Annotated in this window: 21 protein-coding genes and 1 tRNA gene; 8 read left to right on the forward strand and 14 right to left on the reverse strand. The window is 57.3% G+C overall.

The window, feature by feature from the left end; translation table 11 throughout:
* Positions 1-122 precede the first annotated feature (122 nt).
* Complete coding sequence (locus ACK6BI_RS09795) at positions 123-845, forward strand: pirin family protein (RefSeq protein ID WP_409316927.1); 723 nt, start codon at positions 123-125, stop codon at positions 843-845.
* A gap of 130 nt (positions 846-975) precedes the next feature.
* On the opposite strand, the gene ACK6BI_RS09800 is transcribed toward ACK6BI_RS09795, so the two are convergent.
* Positions 976-1,851 (reverse strand): LysR family transcriptional regulator, encoded by an 876-nt coding sequence (locus ACK6BI_RS09800; protein ID WP_409316928.1) that lies wholly within the window; start codon positions 1,849-1,851, stop codon positions 976-978.
* Between the two features lie 111 nt (positions 1,852-1,962).
* Between ACK6BI_RS09800 and ACK6BI_RS09805 the strand changes: the two genes are divergently transcribed.
* From ACK6BI_RS09805 to ACK6BI_RS09820, 4 genes are all read left to right on the forward strand, one after another.
* Entirely contained in the window at positions 1,963-3,183 is a 1,221-nt protein-coding gene (locus tag ACK6BI_RS09805; protein WP_409316929.1) for a YbfB/YjiJ family MFS transporter, read from the forward strand.
* Between the two features lie 64 nt (positions 3,184-3,247).
* A complete protein-coding gene (locus tag ACK6BI_RS09810; RefSeq protein WP_409316930.1) occupies positions 3,248-4,246 on the forward strand; it encodes an NAD(P)H-quinone oxidoreductase in 999 nt (332 codons plus the stop codon).
* Between the two features lie 111 nt (positions 4,247-4,357).
* Complete coding sequence (locus ACK6BI_RS09815; protein ID WP_409316931.1) at positions 4,358-5,302, forward strand: alpha/beta hydrolase; 945 nt, start codon at positions 4,358-4,360, stop codon at positions 5,300-5,302.
* 151 nt (positions 5,303-5,453) lie between these two features.
* Positions 5,454-5,867 carry a VOC family protein gene (locus ACK6BI_RS09820; RefSeq protein ID WP_409316932.1) on the forward strand — a complete coding sequence of 138 codons (414 nt, stop codon included), beginning with the start codon at positions 5,454-5,456 and terminating at the stop codon, positions 5,865-5,867.
* A 56-nt stretch (positions 5,868-5,923) separates the two neighbouring features.
* Here ACK6BI_RS09820 and ACK6BI_RS09825 read toward each other — a convergent pair whose 3' ends face one another.
* The 10 genes from ACK6BI_RS09825 to thrS form a co-directional block, all read right to left on the reverse strand.
* Positions 5,924-6,259, reverse strand: a complete 336-nt coding sequence (locus ACK6BI_RS09825) for a hypothetical protein (protein ID WP_409316933.1) — start codon at positions 6,257-6,259, stop codon at positions 5,924-5,926.
* A 194-nt stretch (positions 6,260-6,453) separates the two neighbouring features.
* Positions 6,454-6,530 (reverse strand) — tRNA-Pro (locus ACK6BI_RS09830).
* An 89-nt stretch (positions 6,531-6,619) separates the two neighbouring features.
* Entirely contained in the window at positions 6,620-6,976 is a 357-nt protein-coding gene (locus tag ACK6BI_RS09835; RefSeq protein ID WP_003179985.1) for a MerR family transcriptional regulator, read from the reverse strand.
* Complete coding sequence (gene ihfA, locus ACK6BI_RS09840) at positions 6,957-7,259, reverse strand: integration host factor subunit alpha (protein WP_002553164.1); 303 nt, start codon at positions 7,257-7,259, stop codon at positions 6,957-6,959. Before ihfA ends, ACK6BI_RS09835 begins: the two co-directional genes overlap by 20 nt.
* A 3-nt stretch (positions 7,260-7,262) precedes the next feature.
* Positions 7,263-9,641, reverse strand: coding sequence for a phenylalanine--tRNA ligase subunit beta (pheT, locus tag ACK6BI_RS09845; protein WP_409316934.1), 2,379 nt, complete (start codon positions 9,639-9,641; stop codon positions 7,263-7,265).
* 26 nt (positions 9,642-9,667) lie between these two features.
* Entirely contained in the window at positions 9,668-10,684 is a 1,017-nt protein-coding gene (gene pheS / locus ACK6BI_RS09850; protein WP_065261418.1) for a phenylalanine--tRNA ligase subunit alpha, read from the reverse strand.
* A 109-nt stretch (positions 10,685-10,793) separates the two neighbouring features.
* Positions 10,794-11,150 (reverse strand): 50S ribosomal protein L20, encoded by a 357-nt coding sequence (gene rplT / locus ACK6BI_RS09855; protein WP_007905879.1) that lies wholly within the window; start codon positions 11,148-11,150, stop codon positions 10,794-10,796.
* A gap of 30 nt (positions 11,151-11,180) precedes the next feature.
* Complete coding sequence (rpmI, locus tag ACK6BI_RS09860; protein ID WP_002553160.1) at positions 11,181-11,375, reverse strand: 50S ribosomal protein L35; 195 nt, start codon at positions 11,373-11,375, stop codon at positions 11,181-11,183.
* A 60-nt stretch (positions 11,376-11,435) separates the two neighbouring features.
* Positions 11,436-11,987 carry a translation initiation factor IF-3 gene (infC, locus tag ACK6BI_RS09865; RefSeq protein WP_170929631.1) on the reverse strand — a complete coding sequence of 184 codons (552 nt, stop codon included), beginning with the start codon at positions 11,985-11,987 and terminating at the stop codon, positions 11,436-11,438.
* Positions 11,987-13,909 (reverse strand): threonine--tRNA ligase, encoded by a 1,923-nt coding sequence (gene thrS / locus ACK6BI_RS09870; protein WP_065261420.1) that lies wholly within the window; start codon positions 13,907-13,909, stop codon positions 11,987-11,989. The genes infC and thrS overlap by 1 nt, the downstream gene beginning before the upstream one ends.
* Before the next feature lie 368 nt (positions 13,910-14,277).
* On the opposite strand from thrS, the gene ACK6BI_RS09875 reads away from it, so the two are divergent.
* Together ACK6BI_RS09875 and ACK6BI_RS09880 are read left to right on the forward strand one after the other, a co-directional pair.
* Positions 14,278-14,577 carry a hypothetical protein gene (locus ACK6BI_RS09875; RefSeq protein WP_409316935.1) on the forward strand — a complete coding sequence of 100 codons (300 nt, stop codon included), beginning with the start codon at positions 14,278-14,280 and terminating at the stop codon, positions 14,575-14,577.
* Positions 14,578-14,868: 291 nt separating this feature from the next.
* Positions 14,869-15,081 (forward strand): cold-shock protein, encoded by a 213-nt coding sequence (locus ACK6BI_RS09880; protein WP_003179963.1) that lies wholly within the window; start codon positions 14,869-14,871, stop codon positions 15,079-15,081.
* Between the two features lie 57 nt (positions 15,082-15,138).
* Here ACK6BI_RS09880 and ACK6BI_RS09885 read toward each other — a convergent pair whose 3' ends face one another.
* Both ACK6BI_RS09885 and ACK6BI_RS09890 read right to left on the reverse strand, forming a co-directional pair.
* Positions 15,139-15,456: an I78 family peptidase inhibitor gene (locus ACK6BI_RS09885; protein WP_409317029.1), complete on the reverse strand. Its 318-nt coding sequence runs from the start codon at positions 15,454-15,456 to the stop codon at positions 15,139-15,141.
* A gap of 168 nt (positions 15,457-15,624) precedes the next feature.
* Positions 15,625-15,930 (reverse strand): hypothetical protein, encoded by a 306-nt coding sequence (locus ACK6BI_RS09890; RefSeq protein ID WP_409316936.1) that lies wholly within the window; start codon positions 15,928-15,930, stop codon positions 15,625-15,627.
* 130 nt (positions 15,931-16,060) lie between these two features.
* Here ACK6BI_RS09890 and ACK6BI_RS09895 point away from each other — a divergent pair, with 130 nt between their 5' ends.
* A complete protein-coding gene (locus ACK6BI_RS09895; RefSeq protein WP_409316937.1) occupies positions 16,061-16,273 on the forward strand; it encodes a hypothetical protein in 213 nt (70 codons plus the stop codon).
* Between the two features lie 31 nt (positions 16,274-16,304).
* Here ACK6BI_RS09895 and ACK6BI_RS09900 read toward each other — a convergent pair whose 3' ends face one another.
* Positions 16,305-17,333 (reverse strand): nucleoside hydrolase, encoded by a 1,029-nt coding sequence (locus tag ACK6BI_RS09900; RefSeq protein ID WP_409316938.1) that lies wholly within the window; start codon positions 17,331-17,333, stop codon positions 16,305-16,307.
* Positions 17,334-17,343 lie beyond the last annotated feature (10 nt).

Below are 17,343 nucleotides of genomic sequence, written 5' to 3' on the forward strand. Positions count from 1 at the left end.
CGCACAAGACTGTCAACTCTAAAGGGACAGTATTTCAATTTACAGCTACTTATTGCATTCCACGGTTACCAGTAACCTTCTCCTCACTTGGACGAATCAACGTCCTGAAAGGAGATTTCATCATGCTGACCCTTCGCAAAGCCTCCGACCGTGGTCTGGCCAATCATGGCTGGTTGAAGTCATTCCACACCTTTTCTTTCGCCAGTTACCGGGATCCGCGTGAACAAGGCTTTTCCGACCTGCTGGTGATCAACGATGACCGCGTCGCCGCCGGTAAAGGCTTCGGCCAGCACCCACACCGCGACATGGAGATTTTCTCCTACGTGCTCGAGGGTGCGCTGGAACACAAGGACACGCTCGGCACCGGCTCGGTGATCCGGCCAGGCGATGTGCAACTGATGAGCGCCGGCAGTGGCGTGGCGCACAGCGAGTTCAACCACTCGCAGACCAGACCTGTGCACTTCCTGCAGATCTGGATCGTACCGGACGTCAGCGGAGCCAAACCACGCTATCAACAGGAACACTTCAGCGAACAGAAAAAACGCGGTCGCCTGCAACTGATCATCTCGCCCGAGGGCAGCAACGGTTCGCTCAAGGTGCGTCAGGATGCACGCGTGTACGCCGGTCTGTTCGATGGCCGGGAAAGCGCCACGCTCGAACTGCCTGCAAACCGCTATGCCTATGTGCACGTGGCTCGCGGCAGCGTTGAACTGAACGGGGTGTCATTGAAAGAAGGCGACGGTGTCCGGGTTCGAGAAGAACAGGCGCTGACCCTGAGCAATGGCCAGGATGCCGAAGTTCTGATGTTCGACTTGCGTCCGCAAGAGCTGCCGGAAATGCCATGAGTCGATAGATTTCATCGTTCGAAAAAACGGCCTTCGTCGAAGGCCGTTTTTCATTCTGCGGAAAAGTCGGCAGCACTGCCGGCGCCGGAATCGATTCTTGTCTCGATAAGGCCTGCACGGCACTCATGGACTATTCATTCTCCAGCGCAAACGCCTCGACAATCTGCTCGATCACCGCCCTGACCCGCGCGGTATGGCGCAAGTCCGCATGGGTCACCAACCACACTTCATAGGGCAACGGACGTGTGCGCTCCGGCCATAGCCTGACCAGACCATCACGTTCGCCCATGTAGACCGGGATTTCTCCGATACCCAGCCCGGCGGCAATCGATCGTCTTATCAGCAGGCTGGAGCTCAGACCGGCGACGATACGCCCGCGAGTCACGGGTTCGCAGACCAGTGTCAGGTCCTGCCTGCCTTGCAGATACGGCTGATATACCACCAGATCGTGGCCCTCGAAGGCACTGCCCGGCGTCGGCACCCCGTGGCTGTCGACATAAGTCTGTGAGGCAAACAACCCCACCGGCCAACGCGCGATGCGCCGTGCGATCAGGTTCGGGTTGTCCGGACGGGTGTTGCGCACGGCGATGTCCGCTTCGCGTTTGGCCAGACTGAGGATCTGCGTGGAGGCGTCCAGATGCACACGCACATCCGGATGCTGTTCGTGCAACCGCGCGATAGCCGGGATCAGGAAATCGATGGCCAGCGAATCCGTGGTGCTGACCCGCACACTGCCGGTCAGGCGATCGTCCAGGCCCTGGATACGCCGTTCCAGCTCCAGCGCCGAATGCTCCATTTTTTCCACCGAGCGGAGCGCGGCTTCGCCGACTGCCGTCAGCGCATAACCCTCGGAGGTACGCAGGAACAAGGTTGCCCCCAGCGACTTTTCCAGTGCCGTGATACGTCGCCCGACCGTCGCCTGGTCCACGCCCAGCACGCGCGCGGCGCCGCGCAATGTCGACTCGCGGCAGACCGCAAGAAACACCCGTGCATCATCCCAGTTCATACCGTTCCCCACTGATGCATAAACGCATCATGATCACGCAAACTCGCTGCATTTCAGCAGCAACGATAGCCGATATGCTGGACGCCATAAACCTTTCACAGGATTGCCGTCATGCGTACTTCAACTGCTTCGCTCGAGCGTCCGGACACGAGCGTCTGGCTGGCGATCTTCGCCGGACTCTGCGCCAGCCTGGTCAGCATCGGTCTGGCGCGTTTTGCCTACACGCCGCTGATCCCCGCGCTGATTCAGGCACAGTGGTTTTCCACCCATGATGTCGTTTATCTCGGCGCGGCCAACCTGGTCGGTTACCTGATCGGCGCCCTTCTGGGCCGTCCGCTTGCACGACGGGTGACTCAGAGAAACGCTCTGCGTCTGATGATGCTGGCGGTAACCGTGGCGTTTTTTGCTTGTGCTTACCCCGTATCGGTGAGCTGGTATTTCGGCTGGCGCCTGCTGTCCGGAATCGCAGGTGGGGCCATCATGGTGCTGGTGGCCGCGACCGTATTGCCTCATGTACCGGCCGCGCGCAAAGGCCTGGCCAGCGGAGCGATTTTCCTCGGCATCGGACTGGGCATTGCCGGCTCGGGCACGCTTGTTCCGTTGCTGTTGAACCTGGGCCTGCAAGCGACCTGGCTGGGACTGGGCACCTTGTCGCTGGCACTGACGGCTATGAGCTGGTTCGGCTGGCCATCGGAACTTCCCCATGCAACCGCCACAACGACTCAGGCGGAACCGGTCGAGCCGACACCGCCTGCTGTTTATCTGCTGTTTGCCCAGTATGCGTTCATGGCTGCCGGGCTGGTGCCGGCCATGGTTTTCCTGGTGGATTACGTCGCCCGTGGACTGGGCGCCGGCGCGCACGTCGGCGCGCTGGTCTGGATCATGTACGGTCTGGGCGCCATCGTCGGCCCGGTGAGTCATGGCTTTCTCGCCGATCAACTCGGCGCGCGGACCGGCATTCGTCTGGTGCTGGTGGTGCAGGCGATCACCCTTGGCTTGCTGGCCATTTCGCATTCGTTCCTGGCGCTGGCACTGCTGGCAGTGATCCTCGGCTCGTTTCCGCCGGGCATCGTTCCGCTGGCGTTGGCCCGGGTGCATGAGCTGGTGCCGGATCACCATCGCCAACAGGTGGCGTGGAGCCGGGCCACCGTGTCGTTCGCCACGTTTCAGGCGCTGGCCGGCTTCGCCTACTCGGCGCTGTTCAACGCCACGGGCGGACAGCATGTATTGCTCTTCGTGATTGCGGGCGGTGCCATCGTGATCGCGCTGATACTTGAGCACGCCATGAAACTGCTGCCCTACTGCGGCAAACAACGCTGCTGCGCCCAATGACGGGAATCATTTGATCCTGACTGCGCTCCCATCTACTGATCATTTGTTTTATGAGGACTCGAAAATGACGTTGCCCACTGAAATGACCCGAATCGAAATCACCGAACCGGGCGGACCCGAGGTTCTGCAACCACGACGCGTCCCGCTGCCGGTCGCCGCACAAGGTGAAATACTGATCCGCGTACACGCCGCCGGCATCAATCGCCCCGATGCCCTGCAACGCGCCGGCAAGTACCCGATGAAGCCTGGCATGAACCCGATTCCGGGCCTTGAAGTGGCCGGCGAAGTTGTGGCGATTGGCAGCGGTGTCAGCACATTCGCGATCGGTGATCGGGTCTGCGCGCTGACCAATGGCGGAGGTTACGCCGAGTACTGCACAGTCCCGGCTGGCCAGGCCCTGCCGATCCCCGACGGGCTGGACTGGATTCAGGCAGCGGCAATTCCGGAAACCTTTTTCACCGTGTGGGCCAACCTGTTCGGCCTCGGCGGCGCCAACCGTGGTCAGCACGCCCTGATCCACGGCGGCACCAGCGGCATCGGCACCACCGCGTTGATGCTGTGCCACGAGTTTGGCATCGAAGCTTTCGCCACGGCAGGCAGCCCCGACAAATGTGAAGCCATCCATGAACTGGGCGGTAAACCGATCAACTATCGCGAGCAGGATTTCGCGGCCGTGATCGCCGAACAAACCAACGGCCAGGGCGTCAATGTGATCCTCGACATCATGGGTGGCTCGTATCTGAACTCCAACCTCAAGGCCCTGGCGATGGATGGACGCCTGGTCATGCTTGGTTTTCTCGGCGGCGCCCGTGCCAACGATGTCGATCTGCTGACCATTCTCGGTAAACGTGCCGTGGTCACAGGTTCTTTGTTGCGTGCTCGCACAAGCTCGGAAAAAGCCGACATTGCTGCGCAATTGCGTGAACACGTCTGGCCGGTACTGGTGGCCGGGCGTTGCCTGCCGATCATTGACAAGGTCTACCCGCTTATCGACGCGGCCCAGGCTCACGCGCACATGGAGGCGGGTGACCATATCGGCAAGATCGTGTTGAACGTGGCCTGAGCCACAGCATCGTTTTGTAATGATTGCAGGCGGGCGACGATCGAAATTGTCACGCGGGGATAGGCGCTTCTGGTAAAAAGCTTCTTTGTCCGTGCTCTGGTGAACCGTTTAATGTTTCTCGCCTTCATGACCCGGCTTCGACGCCGCCGCCTGGCGTTCGCGTGCATGGCCGCCCTGATCATCGGCCTGCCAGCCAGTTGCGCCGTACTGGAGCATACCGAACGCAAGCTGCTGTTTCGCATCGAACCGGGTACGGCGGGCTGGTATCACGGATTACCCAATACCGTTCAGGAACTCGACCTGCAACCCAAAACCTTCAAGGCCGGGCAAAACATTCACGCCTGGTGGTGGCCTGCGGAGCGAGCCAATGCGCCAGCCATCCTCTACCTGCACGGCGTGCGCTGGAACCTGACCGGGCAGTTGTTTCGCATCGAACAATTGCGCGCAGCGGGGTATTCGGTGCTGGCCATCGACTATCGTGGTTTTGGACAAAGCCGAGGCGACCTGCCTTCGGAAAGCACCGTCTATGAAGACGCCCGGGTGGCCTGGGAACGCTTTCAGCTGTTGCAGCCAGATCCGGACAAGCGCCTGATCTACGGGCACTCCCTCGGTGGTGCGGTCGCCATCGATCTGGCTGCCGAACTGGGCCGGGATGCGGCCGGCAACCACATGCGCCTGCCCGTCCGTGGCCTGATCATTGAATCCACCTTTACATCACTGGCCGACGTTGCCGCCGCCGTAGCCGATACCTCCCTTCCCGTTCGCTGGTTGCTGTCGCAGAAGTTCGATTCCATCGACAAGATCGCCGACATCCATATGCCGTTGCTGGTGGTGCATGGCCTGGCCGATACATTTGTGCCATCGCGTTTCAGCGAGCAACTGTTCGCCGCTGCCAGACAGCCCAAAAAACTGCTGCTTGTTCCCGGCGGAACACACAACAACAGCATGGCACTGGGCGGGCAAAACTATCGCAAGGCCATAGACACCTTGATGCAGACCAGGCCTGACGGGCACGTGGCAAGGGCAACGCTGCCCAGCAGCCCGGGCGACTCCTGAAGATAGAGACCATCGGTCATCCCGAAGAAAAATATTGCTGCATCCGCTGGTAATTCTTCTATCTGACGCTTTGCTGGATGAGGTCAATCCTTCACGTGGCTTCGGCACACCCGGCCGCGCCACGTTTCACAGCCTGCCCGGGAGCACAAACATGAAAATCAACCCATACCTGATCTTCAACGGCGATTGCCGTGCGGCCTTCACGTTTTACGAACAATGCCTGCAAGGCAAACTCGAAGCGATGATGACTTTCGGCGAAACACCCGCGGCAGAGCATGTGCCGAAAGAACATCACAATCTGATCATTCATACCTGCCTGAAGGTCGGCGATCAGATGATCATGGCTTCAGACACCACACCTGACCGCCCGACCCAGGGCATGAGCGGTTGTTCGATTTCCCTGAACGTCGACACCATCGCCGAAGCCGAAAGGGTCTTCACCGCCCTGGCCAAAGACGGGCGAGTGGACATGCCGCTGGAAGCCACCTTCTGGGCCGCACGCTTCGGCATGCTGGTGGACAAGTTTGGTGTCGCGTGGATGGTCAATTGCGAAAGCGACAAGTAGCGCCACATTTGCGCGAGGCATGAAAAAGCCCAACCTTCATCAGGTTGGGCCTGTGCTTATCGCTGAGCCAGTTCATGTCTCACGCATTGCTCATAGTAGGTTTGCTTGACAGCGGAGGGCTTGAGCCGAGAAGTGCTGTTGTAGGTCTGCTCAGTTATCCCCATCGCCGTCATCCGCATCCACGGCTGTTGAAACTTGCGTACCTGTAGGCGCTTTCGGGCGCCATAAAGGGAAATCCCCGACAGCTTCGATTGCTGCGCGCCAGCCGCGATGTCCGAACCCCAGGTACAAGCAAAACGATGGCTCTTGCTCAGCTCTCTCGCTTGCGCGTCCAGCGCGACCAGGGCCAGGGCCAGGGAAATCACTGCAACAGTGATGACAATCGTCCGCATATGGTCAACCTAACCTTTTGAAAAAAGGCGAGTTTGCCGGTATCGAACACAATCGGGGGCCAGCAGTTTGCCGCCTGTTGGTCTAAGCTGCTGACTTCAATTATCAACCAGAGGAAACCGGGATGATCCCCGTAAAAGTCCCTGCGCATGAAAAAGCCCAACTGGCTAAAGTTGGGCTAAGTCATTGAATTATATGGTCGGGACGGAGTGATTCGAACACTCGACCCCTAGCACCCCATGCTAGTGCGCTACCGGACTGCGCTACGCCCCGACTAGGCGTTGAATCTGTTCTCCATGTCGAAGAACGCTCAAGAATATATCGCAAGCTTTTGAAAACTGGAAGTATTTAAAAGCAGGAAATTATTTCTTGAGAACCACCAGAACATCTTCGAGCTCGGCGATCATCTGACGGATCATTTGTTTGTATTGGGTTGTGTCATCTTTGGCTTCATCTCCGGACAACCGCAGACGTGCGCCACCGATGGTGAACCCTTGATCGTAAAGGAGCGCCCGGATCTGCCGGATCATCAGCACGTCCTGGCGCTGATAATACCGGCGGTTTCCGCGGCGTTTGACGGGGTTGAGCTGAGGAAACTCCTGCTCCCAGTAGCGCAATACGTGTGGTTTTACCGCACACAGTTCGCTGACTTCACCAATGGTGAAGTAGCGTTTGCCCGGGATGACGGGTAGTTCGTCGTTATGACTTGGTTCCAGCATAAGCCTCAACTCGGGCCTTCAACTTCTGCCCTGGACGAAAGGTGACCACACGGCGAGCCGTGATCGGGATTTCTTCCCCCGTTTTCGGGTTGCGGCCAGGCCGCTGGCGTTTGTCCCGAAGGTCGAAATTGCCGAAACCCGACAATTTGACCTGCTCGTTGTCTTCAAGAGCGTGCCTGATTTCCTCGAAAAACAGTTCGACCAGTTCCTTGGCTTCCCGCTTGTTCAGGCCCAGCTCTTCATACAGACGTTCCGCCATCTCAGCTTTCGTCAAAGCCCCCATACGTCACTTCCTTAACGTGGCGTTCAACCTTTGTTCGAGCGAGGTGAGGATATTTTGCGTCGTCGAATTCACCTCATCGTCATTAAGAGTGCGCGATGGATGCTGCCAGGTCAAGCCGACTGCAAGGCTTTTTCTATCAGGATCAATGCCTTTACCCTGATACACGTCAAACAGCCTGAGATCCGTGAGCCATTCGCCTGCATTTTCACGGATTACACCCAGTACAGCCGAGGCTGCAACGTCTTTGTGGGCAATCAGTGCAAGGTCACGACGTACTTCAGGAAAGCGCGACAACTCGTGGAATTCAGGCATTTTGCCCACCGCCACTTCCGCCAGAACCAGCTCGAAAACAAAGACCGGACGGTCGAGACCGAGGGATTTTGCCAGTTCAGGATGAATTGCACCGATAAAGCCGACTTCACGCCCTTCACGCTCGATGCGCGCGGTTTGACCCGGATGCAGCGCCGGATGCTTGCCTGGAGCGAAAGTGAACGACTCCAGCGCACCGGCGAAGCCCAGAACAGCTTCCACATCCGCCTTCACGTCGAAGAAGTCCACGGTTTCGCGACCTTGCGCCCAGCCTTCCGGCAGACGGCTACCGCAGACAACACCTGCCAGCATCGGCTCTTGCTTGAGACCTTCCAGCTGACCGACGAAGCGCAGACCGCTCTCGAACAGACGGACACGATCCTGCTGACGGTTGAGGTTGTGCTGCAGCACCTTGACCAGACCCGGCCACAGCGACGAACGCATGGCGGCCATGTCATTGGAGATCGGGTTTGCCAGCAGCAGGGGCTCTACACCAGGATTGAACAGCTCGAATTGCTTTGGATCGATGAAGCTATAGGTGATCGCTTCCTGATAACCGCGAGCGACCAGCAGACGACGCAGCTCCGGCAGATCGCTGCGCGCTTCGGCCTTGGCTTGCGGTGCCAGACGAGCTTGCGGGTAACGAACCGGCAGGCGGTTGTAACCATACAGACGTGCCAGTTCTTCGATCAGATCGACTTCCAGGCTGATATCGAAGCGATGGCTTGGCACTTCTACGCGCCACTGCCCTGCTCCGTCGGCAGAAACGTTCAGCCCCAAAGCGTTGAGCAGCCGCTCGACTTCGGCCGAATCCATTTCCATGCCGAGCATTTGAGTGATGCGCTGAGCGCGCAGCGTGATCGGTGCGATCGACGGCAAGTGCTGCTCGCTGACGGTTTCAATGACTGGGCCGGCTTCGCCCCCGGTGATTTCCAGCAGCAGGCCAGTGGCGCGCTCCATGGCTTCCCGGGCCAGTTGCCAGTCCACGCCACGCTCGTAGCGGTGCGAGGCATCAGTGTGCAGACCATAGGAGCGAGCCTTGCCCGCCACAGCGATCTGATCGAAGAACGCACTTTCGAGGAACACGTCACGAGTGGTTGCGGACACGCCGCTGTGCTCGCCACCCATCACGCCAGCAATGGCCAGAGCGCGAGTGTGATCGGCGATCACCAAAGTATCGCTACGCAGGCTGACTTCCTGACCGTCGAGCAGAACGAGCTTCTCGCCCTCTTCCGCCATGCGCACACGAATACCGCCGTTGATTTCGGCGAGATCGAAAGCGTGCAGCGGCTGGCCCAGCTCAAGCATCACGTAGTTGGTGATATCGACGGCCGCGTCGATGCTGCGGACTTCGGCGCGACGCAGGCGCTCAACCATCCACAGCGGCGTCGGCTTCGACAGATCAACATTACGAATGACGCGGCCCAGATAACGCGGGCACGCGGCAGGAGCAAGGACTTCTACCGAACGCACTTCGTCATGCACTGCGGGAACAGTCATCACTGCTGGGCGAGTGACCGGGACGTCATAAAGCGCGCCGACTTCACGCGCCAGTCCAGCCAGGGACAGGCAGTCGCCACGGTTCGGGGTCAGGTCGACCTCGATGCTGGCGTCCTCCAGATCCAGATAAACGCGGAAATCCTCGCCCACCGGCGCATCGGCTGGCAGTTCCATCAGACCGTCATTGCCTTCGCCGACCTGCAATTCGGCTTGCGAGCACAGCATGCCATTGGACTCGATGCCACGCAGCTTGGCCTTCTTGATCTTGAAGTCGCCCGGCAGCTCGGCACCGATCATGGCGAATGGAATCTTCAGGCCCGGACGCACGTTTGGCGCACCGCACACGACCTGGAAGGTTTCCACGCCATTGCTGACCTGGCATACGCGCAGCTTGTCGGCATCCGGGTGCTGCTCGGTGCTCAACACCTCGCCCACCACCACGCCGCTGAATACACCGGCAGCCGGGGTCACGCTATCGACCTCCAGACCTGCCATCGACAGACGAGCAACCAGCTCGTCGCGACCTACCTGCGGGCTGACCCAGCCACGCAGCCATTGTTCACTGAATTTCATCCTGCTCTCCTAAGAATTCGTTACGACTAGCGAAATTGCGCGAGGAACCGCAAGTCGTTGTCGAAGAACAGACGCAAGTCGTTCACGCCGTAACGGAGCATGGCCAGACGTTCGACGCCCATGCCAAAGGCGAAGCCCGAGAACTCTTCCGGGTCGATACCGGACATGCGCAGCACGTTCGGGTGAACCATGCCGCAGCCCATCACTTCCAGCCAGCCTGTCTGCTTGCAGACGCGGCAGCCTTTACCACTGCACATCACGCATTCCATGTCGACTTCAGCGGACGGCTCGGTGAACGGAAAATACGAAGGACGGAAGCGTACCGCCAGTTCCTTTTCAAAGAACACCCGCAGAAATTCTTCGATCGTGCCCTTCAAATCGGCAAAATTGATATCGCGATCAACCAGCAGGCCTTCGACCTGGTGGAACATCGGCGAATGGGTGATATCGGAGTCGCTACGGTAAACGCGGCCTGGGCAGACGATGCGGATCGGCGGCTTTTTCGACTCCATGGTGCGGACCTGTACCGGCGAGGTATGGGTACGCAACAGCATGTTGGCATTGAAATAGAAGGTGTCATGCATCGATCGGGCCGGGTGATGGCCTGGGATGTTGAGTGCTTCGAAGTTGTGGTAGTCGTCTTCGACCTCAGGACCTTCGGCAATACCGTAGCCGATTCGGGTGAAGAACTGCTCGACTCGTTCCAGAGTCCGGGTAACCGGATGCAGACCACCGGAGGTCTGACCGCGGCCCGGCAACGTCACGTCAATGGATTCGGCAGACAGTTTGGCAGCCAGTTCGGCTTCTTCAAACAGAGCCATACGCGCATTGAGAACGCCTGTTACACGCTCCTTGGCAACGTTGATCAGGGCGCCGACTTGCGGACGCTCCTCTGCCGGCAAATTCCCCAGGGTCTTCATCACCTGAGTCAATTCACCTTTTTTGCCAAGGTATTGAACCCGGATTTGCTCCAGGGCATTGATATCTTCAGCGCTTTGCACAGCCTCTAGTGCTTGAGAGACCAGCGCATCCAGGTTTTCCATGTACAGACTCCAGATACAAAATAGGGGAAGAGCTTGAAGGCTCTTCCCCTATTTATGACGTTTAACACCTGGCCCCACAGAAATGAGGCCGGGTGACTGTCGGGGGTACTTAAGCCAAGGTGGCTTTAGCTTTCTCGACAATCGCAGCAAACGCCGCTTTTTCGTTCACTGCCAGATCAGCCAGAACCTTACGGTCGATCTCGATGGACGCTTTTTTCAGGCCAGCGATGAAACGGCTGTAGGACAGACCGTTGATACGAGCACCAGCGTTGATACGAGCAATCCACAGAGCGCGGAACTGACGTTTTTTCTGACGACGGTCACGGTAGGCGTATTGGCCTGCCTTGATTACCGCTTGCTTGGCAACACGGAATACGCGGGAGCGTGCGCCGTAGTAGCCTTTAGCAAGTTTCAGAATTTTTTTGTGACGTTTACGGGCAATGACGCCACGCTTTACACGAGCCATGAGTTACTTCCTCTATTCTTGATCCAAAAATTAACGAAGGCGCAGCATGCGCTCGACTTTTGCCACGTCAGACGGATGCAGCAAGCTGCTACCGCGCAGTTGACGCTTACGCTTGGTCGACATTTTGGTCAGGATGTGGCTCTTGAAAGCGTGCTTGTGCTTGATACCGTTAGCAGTTTTCAGAAACCGCTTGGCGGCACCACTTTTGGTTTTCATCTTTGGCATGTTCGGATACTCCGCATTCAGTTGATAAACATAATCAGAAGGCCTGCCGTGCCCTGTTGATTACTTCTTCTTTTTCGGGGCGATGACCATGATCAGCTGGCGTCCTTCCATCTTAGGATGCTGTTCGACCGAACCGTACTCGAGCAGGTCTTGTTCAACCCGCTTGAGGAGTTCCATCCCCAGCTCCTGGTGGGCCATCTCACGGCCGCGGAATCGCAAGGATACCTTGGCCCTGTCCCCGTCACTCAGGAAACGTACCAGGTTGCGCAGTTTTACCTGGTAATCCCCTTCCTCCGTCCCTGGACGAAACTTGATTTCTTTTACCTGAATCTGCTTCTGATTTTTCTTCGCCGCGGCAATCTGCTTCTTCTTTTCGAAGATCGATTTGCCGTAGTCCATCACACGGCAAACCGGTGGGACTGCGTCTGCAGAGATTTCTACCAGATCAAGCTTTGCTTCTTCAGCGATACGAAGCGCTTCATCAATCGAGACGATGCCAATCTGCTCGCCGTCAGCGCCAATTAACCGAACCTCGCGTGCCGAGATATTCTCGTTGATCGGGGCTTTCGGTGCAGTTCGTTTATCCTGTCTCATTTCACGCTTAATAATAATTACTCCGAATCTGGGCGACCACGCCGGGAAACCGCTTGCGCGAGAAACTCAGCGAACTGGGCGACGGGCATCGAGCCCAGGTCAGCACCTTCACGAGTACGCACAGCGACAGTCTGCATCTCGACTTCCTTATCCCCAATAACCAGGAGATATGGAACCTTGAGCAAAGTATGCTCGCGGATTTTAAAGCCGATCTTTTCATTTCTCAAGTCAGACTTGGCACGAAACCCGCTTTCGTTGAGAGTTTTTTCCACCTGGGCGACAAAATCTGCCTGTTTATCAGTGATATTCATGATCACTGCCTGGGTCGGCGCCAGCCACGCAGGGAATGCACCTTCATAGTGCTCGATCAGAATCCCGACGAAACGCTCGAACGAGCCGAGGATCGCACGGTGCAACATGACCGGATGCTTGCGGCTGTTGTCTTCGGAGACGTATTCGGCACCAAGACGCACTGGCAGGTTGAAATCGAGCTGCAAAGTACCACATTGCCACACGCGACCCAGGCAATCTTTCAGCGAGAATTCGATTTTCGGACCATAGAAAGCGCCCTCGCCCGGCTGCAGATCGTAAGGAAGGCCTGCGCTATCAAGGGCTGCGGCCAAGGCCGCTTCGGCGCGATCCCACAGCTCGTCGGAACCGACGCGCTTTTCCGGACGAGTGGACAGCTTCATCTCGACATCGGTAAAGCCGAAGTCGCGGTAAACATCCATGGTCAGCTTGATGAACGCGGCGGATTCGGCTTGCATCTGCTCTTCGGTGCAGAAAATGTGGGCGTCATCCTGGGTGAATGCACGCACACGCATGATGCCGTGCAGTGCACCCGACGGCTCGTTACGATGGCAGGCACCGAATTCGGCCAGACGCATCGGCAGTTCGCGGTAGCTCTTCAGACCCTGATTGAACACTTGTACGTGGCAAGGGCAGTTCATCGGCTTGATCGCGTAGTCGCGACTTTCCGACTCGGTGGTGAACATGTTGTCGGCGTAGTTGGCCCAGTGTCCGGACTTTTCCCACAGGCTGCGATCAACAACTTGCGGCGTCTTGATCTCGAGGTAGCCGTTGTCACGCTGCACCTTGCGCATGTATTGCTCAAGCACCTGATACAGAGTCCAGCCATTCGGGTGCCAGAACACCATGCCCGGGGCTTCTTCCTGAGTGTGGAACAGGCCCAGGCGCTTGCCGATCTTGCGGTGATCGCGCTTTTCAGCCTCTTCGATACGCTGGATATAAGCCGCCAGTTGCTTTTTGTCGGCCCACGCAGTGCCGTAAACGCGCTGCAATTGCTCGTTCTTGGCATCACCGCGCCAGTAGGCACCGGAGAGCTTGGTCAGCTTGAAGGACTTCAGGAAACGAGTGTTCGGCACGTGCGGGCCACGGCACATGTCGACGTACTCTTCGTGATAGTACAGACCCATGGCCTGCTCGTTCGGCATGTCCTCGACCAAGCGCAGCTTGTAGTCTTCGCCGCGAGCCTTGAACACTTCGATCACTTCGGCACGCGGAGTGACTTTCTTGATGACGTCGTATTCGGTATCGATCAGCTGCTGCATGCGCTGTTCGATGGCGGCCATGTCTTCCGGAGTGAAAGGACGTTCGAAGGCGATGTCGTAATAGAAGCCTTCATCAATGACCGGACCGATGACCATTTTGGCCGTCGGGTACAACTGCTTGACCGCATGGCCAACCAGGTGAGCGCAAGAGTGGCGAATGATTTCCAGCCCCTCTTCATCCTTTGGCGTGATGATTTGCAGCGTTGCGTCGCTGTCGATGATGTCGCTGGCGTCGACCAGCTTGCCGTTCACCTTGCCGGCCAGAGTAGCCTTGGCCAGGCCTGCACCAATGGATGCGGCGACCTCGGCTACGGAAACCGGGTGATCGAATGAACGTTGACTGCCGTCGGGAAGAGTAATAGTTGGCATGGCGCCTCCTCTCCTAGTGGTGACCCCTACCAAAGGTCACGTGGGTTGGGATGAGCCAGTACAAGATCCGATCCAGGCCATTCAATGACGAACGCCTGCCTTACAGCGGCAGGAGCCTTGCGGCCAACCGGAAAACCGAACCAGAGTGACTGGGATTCAAATCTGAGTATTCGTACGCCGCCACTGCCGGGACTGAAGATCCACAGCCTGCAAACGCTCGAGTCAGCCATGCTAGCACAGATGAACGGTCATACATGCACACTGGTTACATCGGCAGGCAAATCGTCTGTTTTGTGCCAGAGTGATGAACTTGATCGGCCCCTCAGCCATCAGATACAAAGACATCGACCCACAAGGAGCATCCTCGCATGCGTCTGAACACCCTATTCGCCGCAGCAATCCCTTTAGTTCTGCTGTTGCCTCTGAGCGCGCAGGCCGCCTGGCCGAAAGGCGTCAAAGAGCAATACATGAACGACTGCACCAAAGCGGCGAGCCAAAGCGTCAACCCGACGGTGGCCAAACAACACTGCACCTGTGGCGCGGACGTCCTGGAAAAGAAATTCACCACGCAGGAAATCGCACAGTTGATGGACAAGAACACACCGCCGAGCGGTGAGCTGGGTCAGCGCGCACTGAAAGAAATCTCGGTTTGCCGGGTGCAGAAATAGTCCTGACGAGCGGATTTACTGGCATTCGACAGGTGCGAATCAGCCGAAATGCCCCTGAATTCGATATTTTATGCAGGTTTTATAGCTTTTTTTACACCCCTTCGGATTGGCTGAAAGCCTCTGAAACCGGGGGTTACAGACATTCAAACTGTCGAAGCGTCTGCAATATGAAAGCAAACAGCACGTCCGGGGGGCTACCAAAGCGAACATTTCGACTATGATACCCGGGTGTGCCCAGTTGGCCTGAGCAGCACAGCACTACTGAAAATATATGTTTCTTGGAGATACACCATGTCTAATCGCCAAACCGGCACCGTTAAATGGTTCAACGATGAAAAAGGCTTCGGCTTCATCACTCCTCAAGGTGGCGGTGACGACCTGTTCGTACACTTCAAAGCTATCGAATCCGACGGTTTCAAAAGCCTGAAAGAAGGCCAGACCGTTTCCTTCGTGGCTGAGAAAGGCCAAAAGGGTATGCAAGCTGCACAAGTTCGCCCAGAGTAATTTCCCGGCGCACTAAAAAAACCCCGTCCATGTGACGGGGTTTTTTATGCCTGTCGATCAACCGCAGCTGGTGCTGACGACTACCAGATTTTTGTCGGTGTTCAGATTCAAGCGATCGGAGCGGTACTCGAGTGTAATCATGTCCGTCGGCTTGAGAAAACGGGCATTTTGCGAACCGGACTTTGCACGGGCTTGCTCCAGCAGTTCCGGCGAAGCTTTTTTACCGATGGCAAATTCCGCCGCCTTTGCTTCACAGCGGCCATGGCCGATTTCGGCCGCCACAGGATCCTTTGCCGACTCGCTGGAGGTTGTGCTGCAACCGGCCAACATGGCAACGGCCATAAATGCACCCAGAGACGCGAACTTCAAAGGCATGAAGCCTCCTTCTTTCAAATGGTTAAGCTGAGATCGTGCGACCGCCAATCCGGTATTTGGTTTCAAATCGAGTGCTACCACTCTGCCTACTACCCAAAAAAACGCCGAGTCTGCCTGAAGATCGCACACTACAAGCTCATACAATCGTCACCAAATATTAACGACACATCAGTAGATGTCGATGTAGTCGAACGGAGGGTTCGGCCAATTGTCCTTCAGGGCATTGAAAATCTGCATGACCCAGACCTCATCACTCGCTGCGACATTACCCACATAACCCGAACCCTTTGCCCAGGTTTCCAGGCGAAATGCCAGCCCATCAATTTCCTGACCGCCCGTGATCCCGCTCGAAATATAGGCAATACCGTTCTTGGTCACCCGCAGTTGAGTGTGCTCATCATCACTGGCCGAAGCCAATAACTGGCGCACCGACTCAAGCGTCAGGCCATCGGGAGAGTTCAAATTGATCTGCACAGCTCGGCACCTGTTTTTTTAAAGACGACCAAGTGTCGCATAGCCCCGGGTTCATGCCTAAGTCGCAGTGCCAAACGTTGGGCAAAGTGGTTAACTCAAGTCTTCGATCCAGCGAACTTTCGAGCGCCTCATGACGACCGTAAACATCTCCGCCGATATCAAGGCTCACTGGCCGCAAGGGCACAGCTCGTACAGCCCGGGCAGCCCTGAGGAGTTGGCACTGATCAGCATCGATCTGCTGGTCAAGGCGCTCGGGACACAAGCTGCGCAATCGTTCATCGCCCAGCTGTTCGAGAAATATCCGGACGGCTTCAAAGGCACGCCGGACTCAGGGAATGAATGAGCCCGCAGGCTGGCAACTGCGGGCGTAACACTTATTTCAAACGTTTCAGACGCTCGGTCAACAGATCGAAGAAGCCCTGGGCATCGCCGTTTTCTACCCAGAAGGCATTTTTGGGCGCCTTGAGGCCGTCATACCAGTCGACGATGGTTTGCCCGAATGTCGGACCTTCGCGACTGTCGATCACTACGTTCACCGAACGACCGGTGAACAGTTCCGGTTTGAGCAGATAAGCGATGACCGTGGCGTCATGCAACGGGCCACCCGGGATGCCGTAATGCTCCATGTCACCCTTGATGTACTCATTGAGGATATCGCCGACAATTTTGCTCGCATTGTTGTTCAGCGCCGCGATCTGCTTCAGGCGCGCGTCGCTGGTGAGCACTTTGTGAGTGACGTCCAGCGGCAGGTAGGTCAGTTTCACTCCACTCTTGAGCACGACCTCGGCCGCTTGCGGATCGGCAAACAGGTTGAACTCGGCCACCGGCGTAATGTTGCCGCCGTTGAAGTGGGCGCCGCCCATGATCACCACTTCCTTGATGCCCTGAACGATCTCCGGCTCCTGAATCAGTGCCAGCGCCAGATTGGTTTGCGGGCCGAGCATGGCAATGGTGATGCTGTGGGGCCTGGCTTTTTTCAGCGTATCGATCAGGTAGTTGACCGCGTTACCTTCAGCCAGTCCCTTTTTCGGCTCATGCACGGCGACACCCGACAGGCCTTCCTTGCCATGGATATTCTCGGCGTAGATCGGCGTGCGCATCAGCGGTTTTGGCGCACCAGCATAAACCGGTACGTCTTCTCGCCCCGCCCACTCACGGGCCAGCCGAGCATTGCGGGAGGTCTTGTCAAGACGCACATTGCCTGCCACGGTGGTCAGCGCGCGAATATTCAGTTCTTCGGGCGATGCCAGCGCAAACAGCAGAGCAACTACATCATCGGCCCCCGGGTCAGTGTCGATGATCAGGTCGATCTTTTCCGCCGCCTGAGCGCCGGTCACGGTTATCAGGGACAAAAGCAGCAGACTCCGGATCAGTTGATGCATTTTTTGAGCATAGCGGTGCATGGCGCATTCC

Origin of the sequence: Pseudomonas sp. KCJK9016 (assembly GCF_046231795.1) — a bacterium.
GTDB lineage: Bacteria > Pseudomonadota > Gammaproteobacteria > Pseudomonadales > Pseudomonadaceae > Aquipseudomonas > Aquipseudomonas bananamidigenes.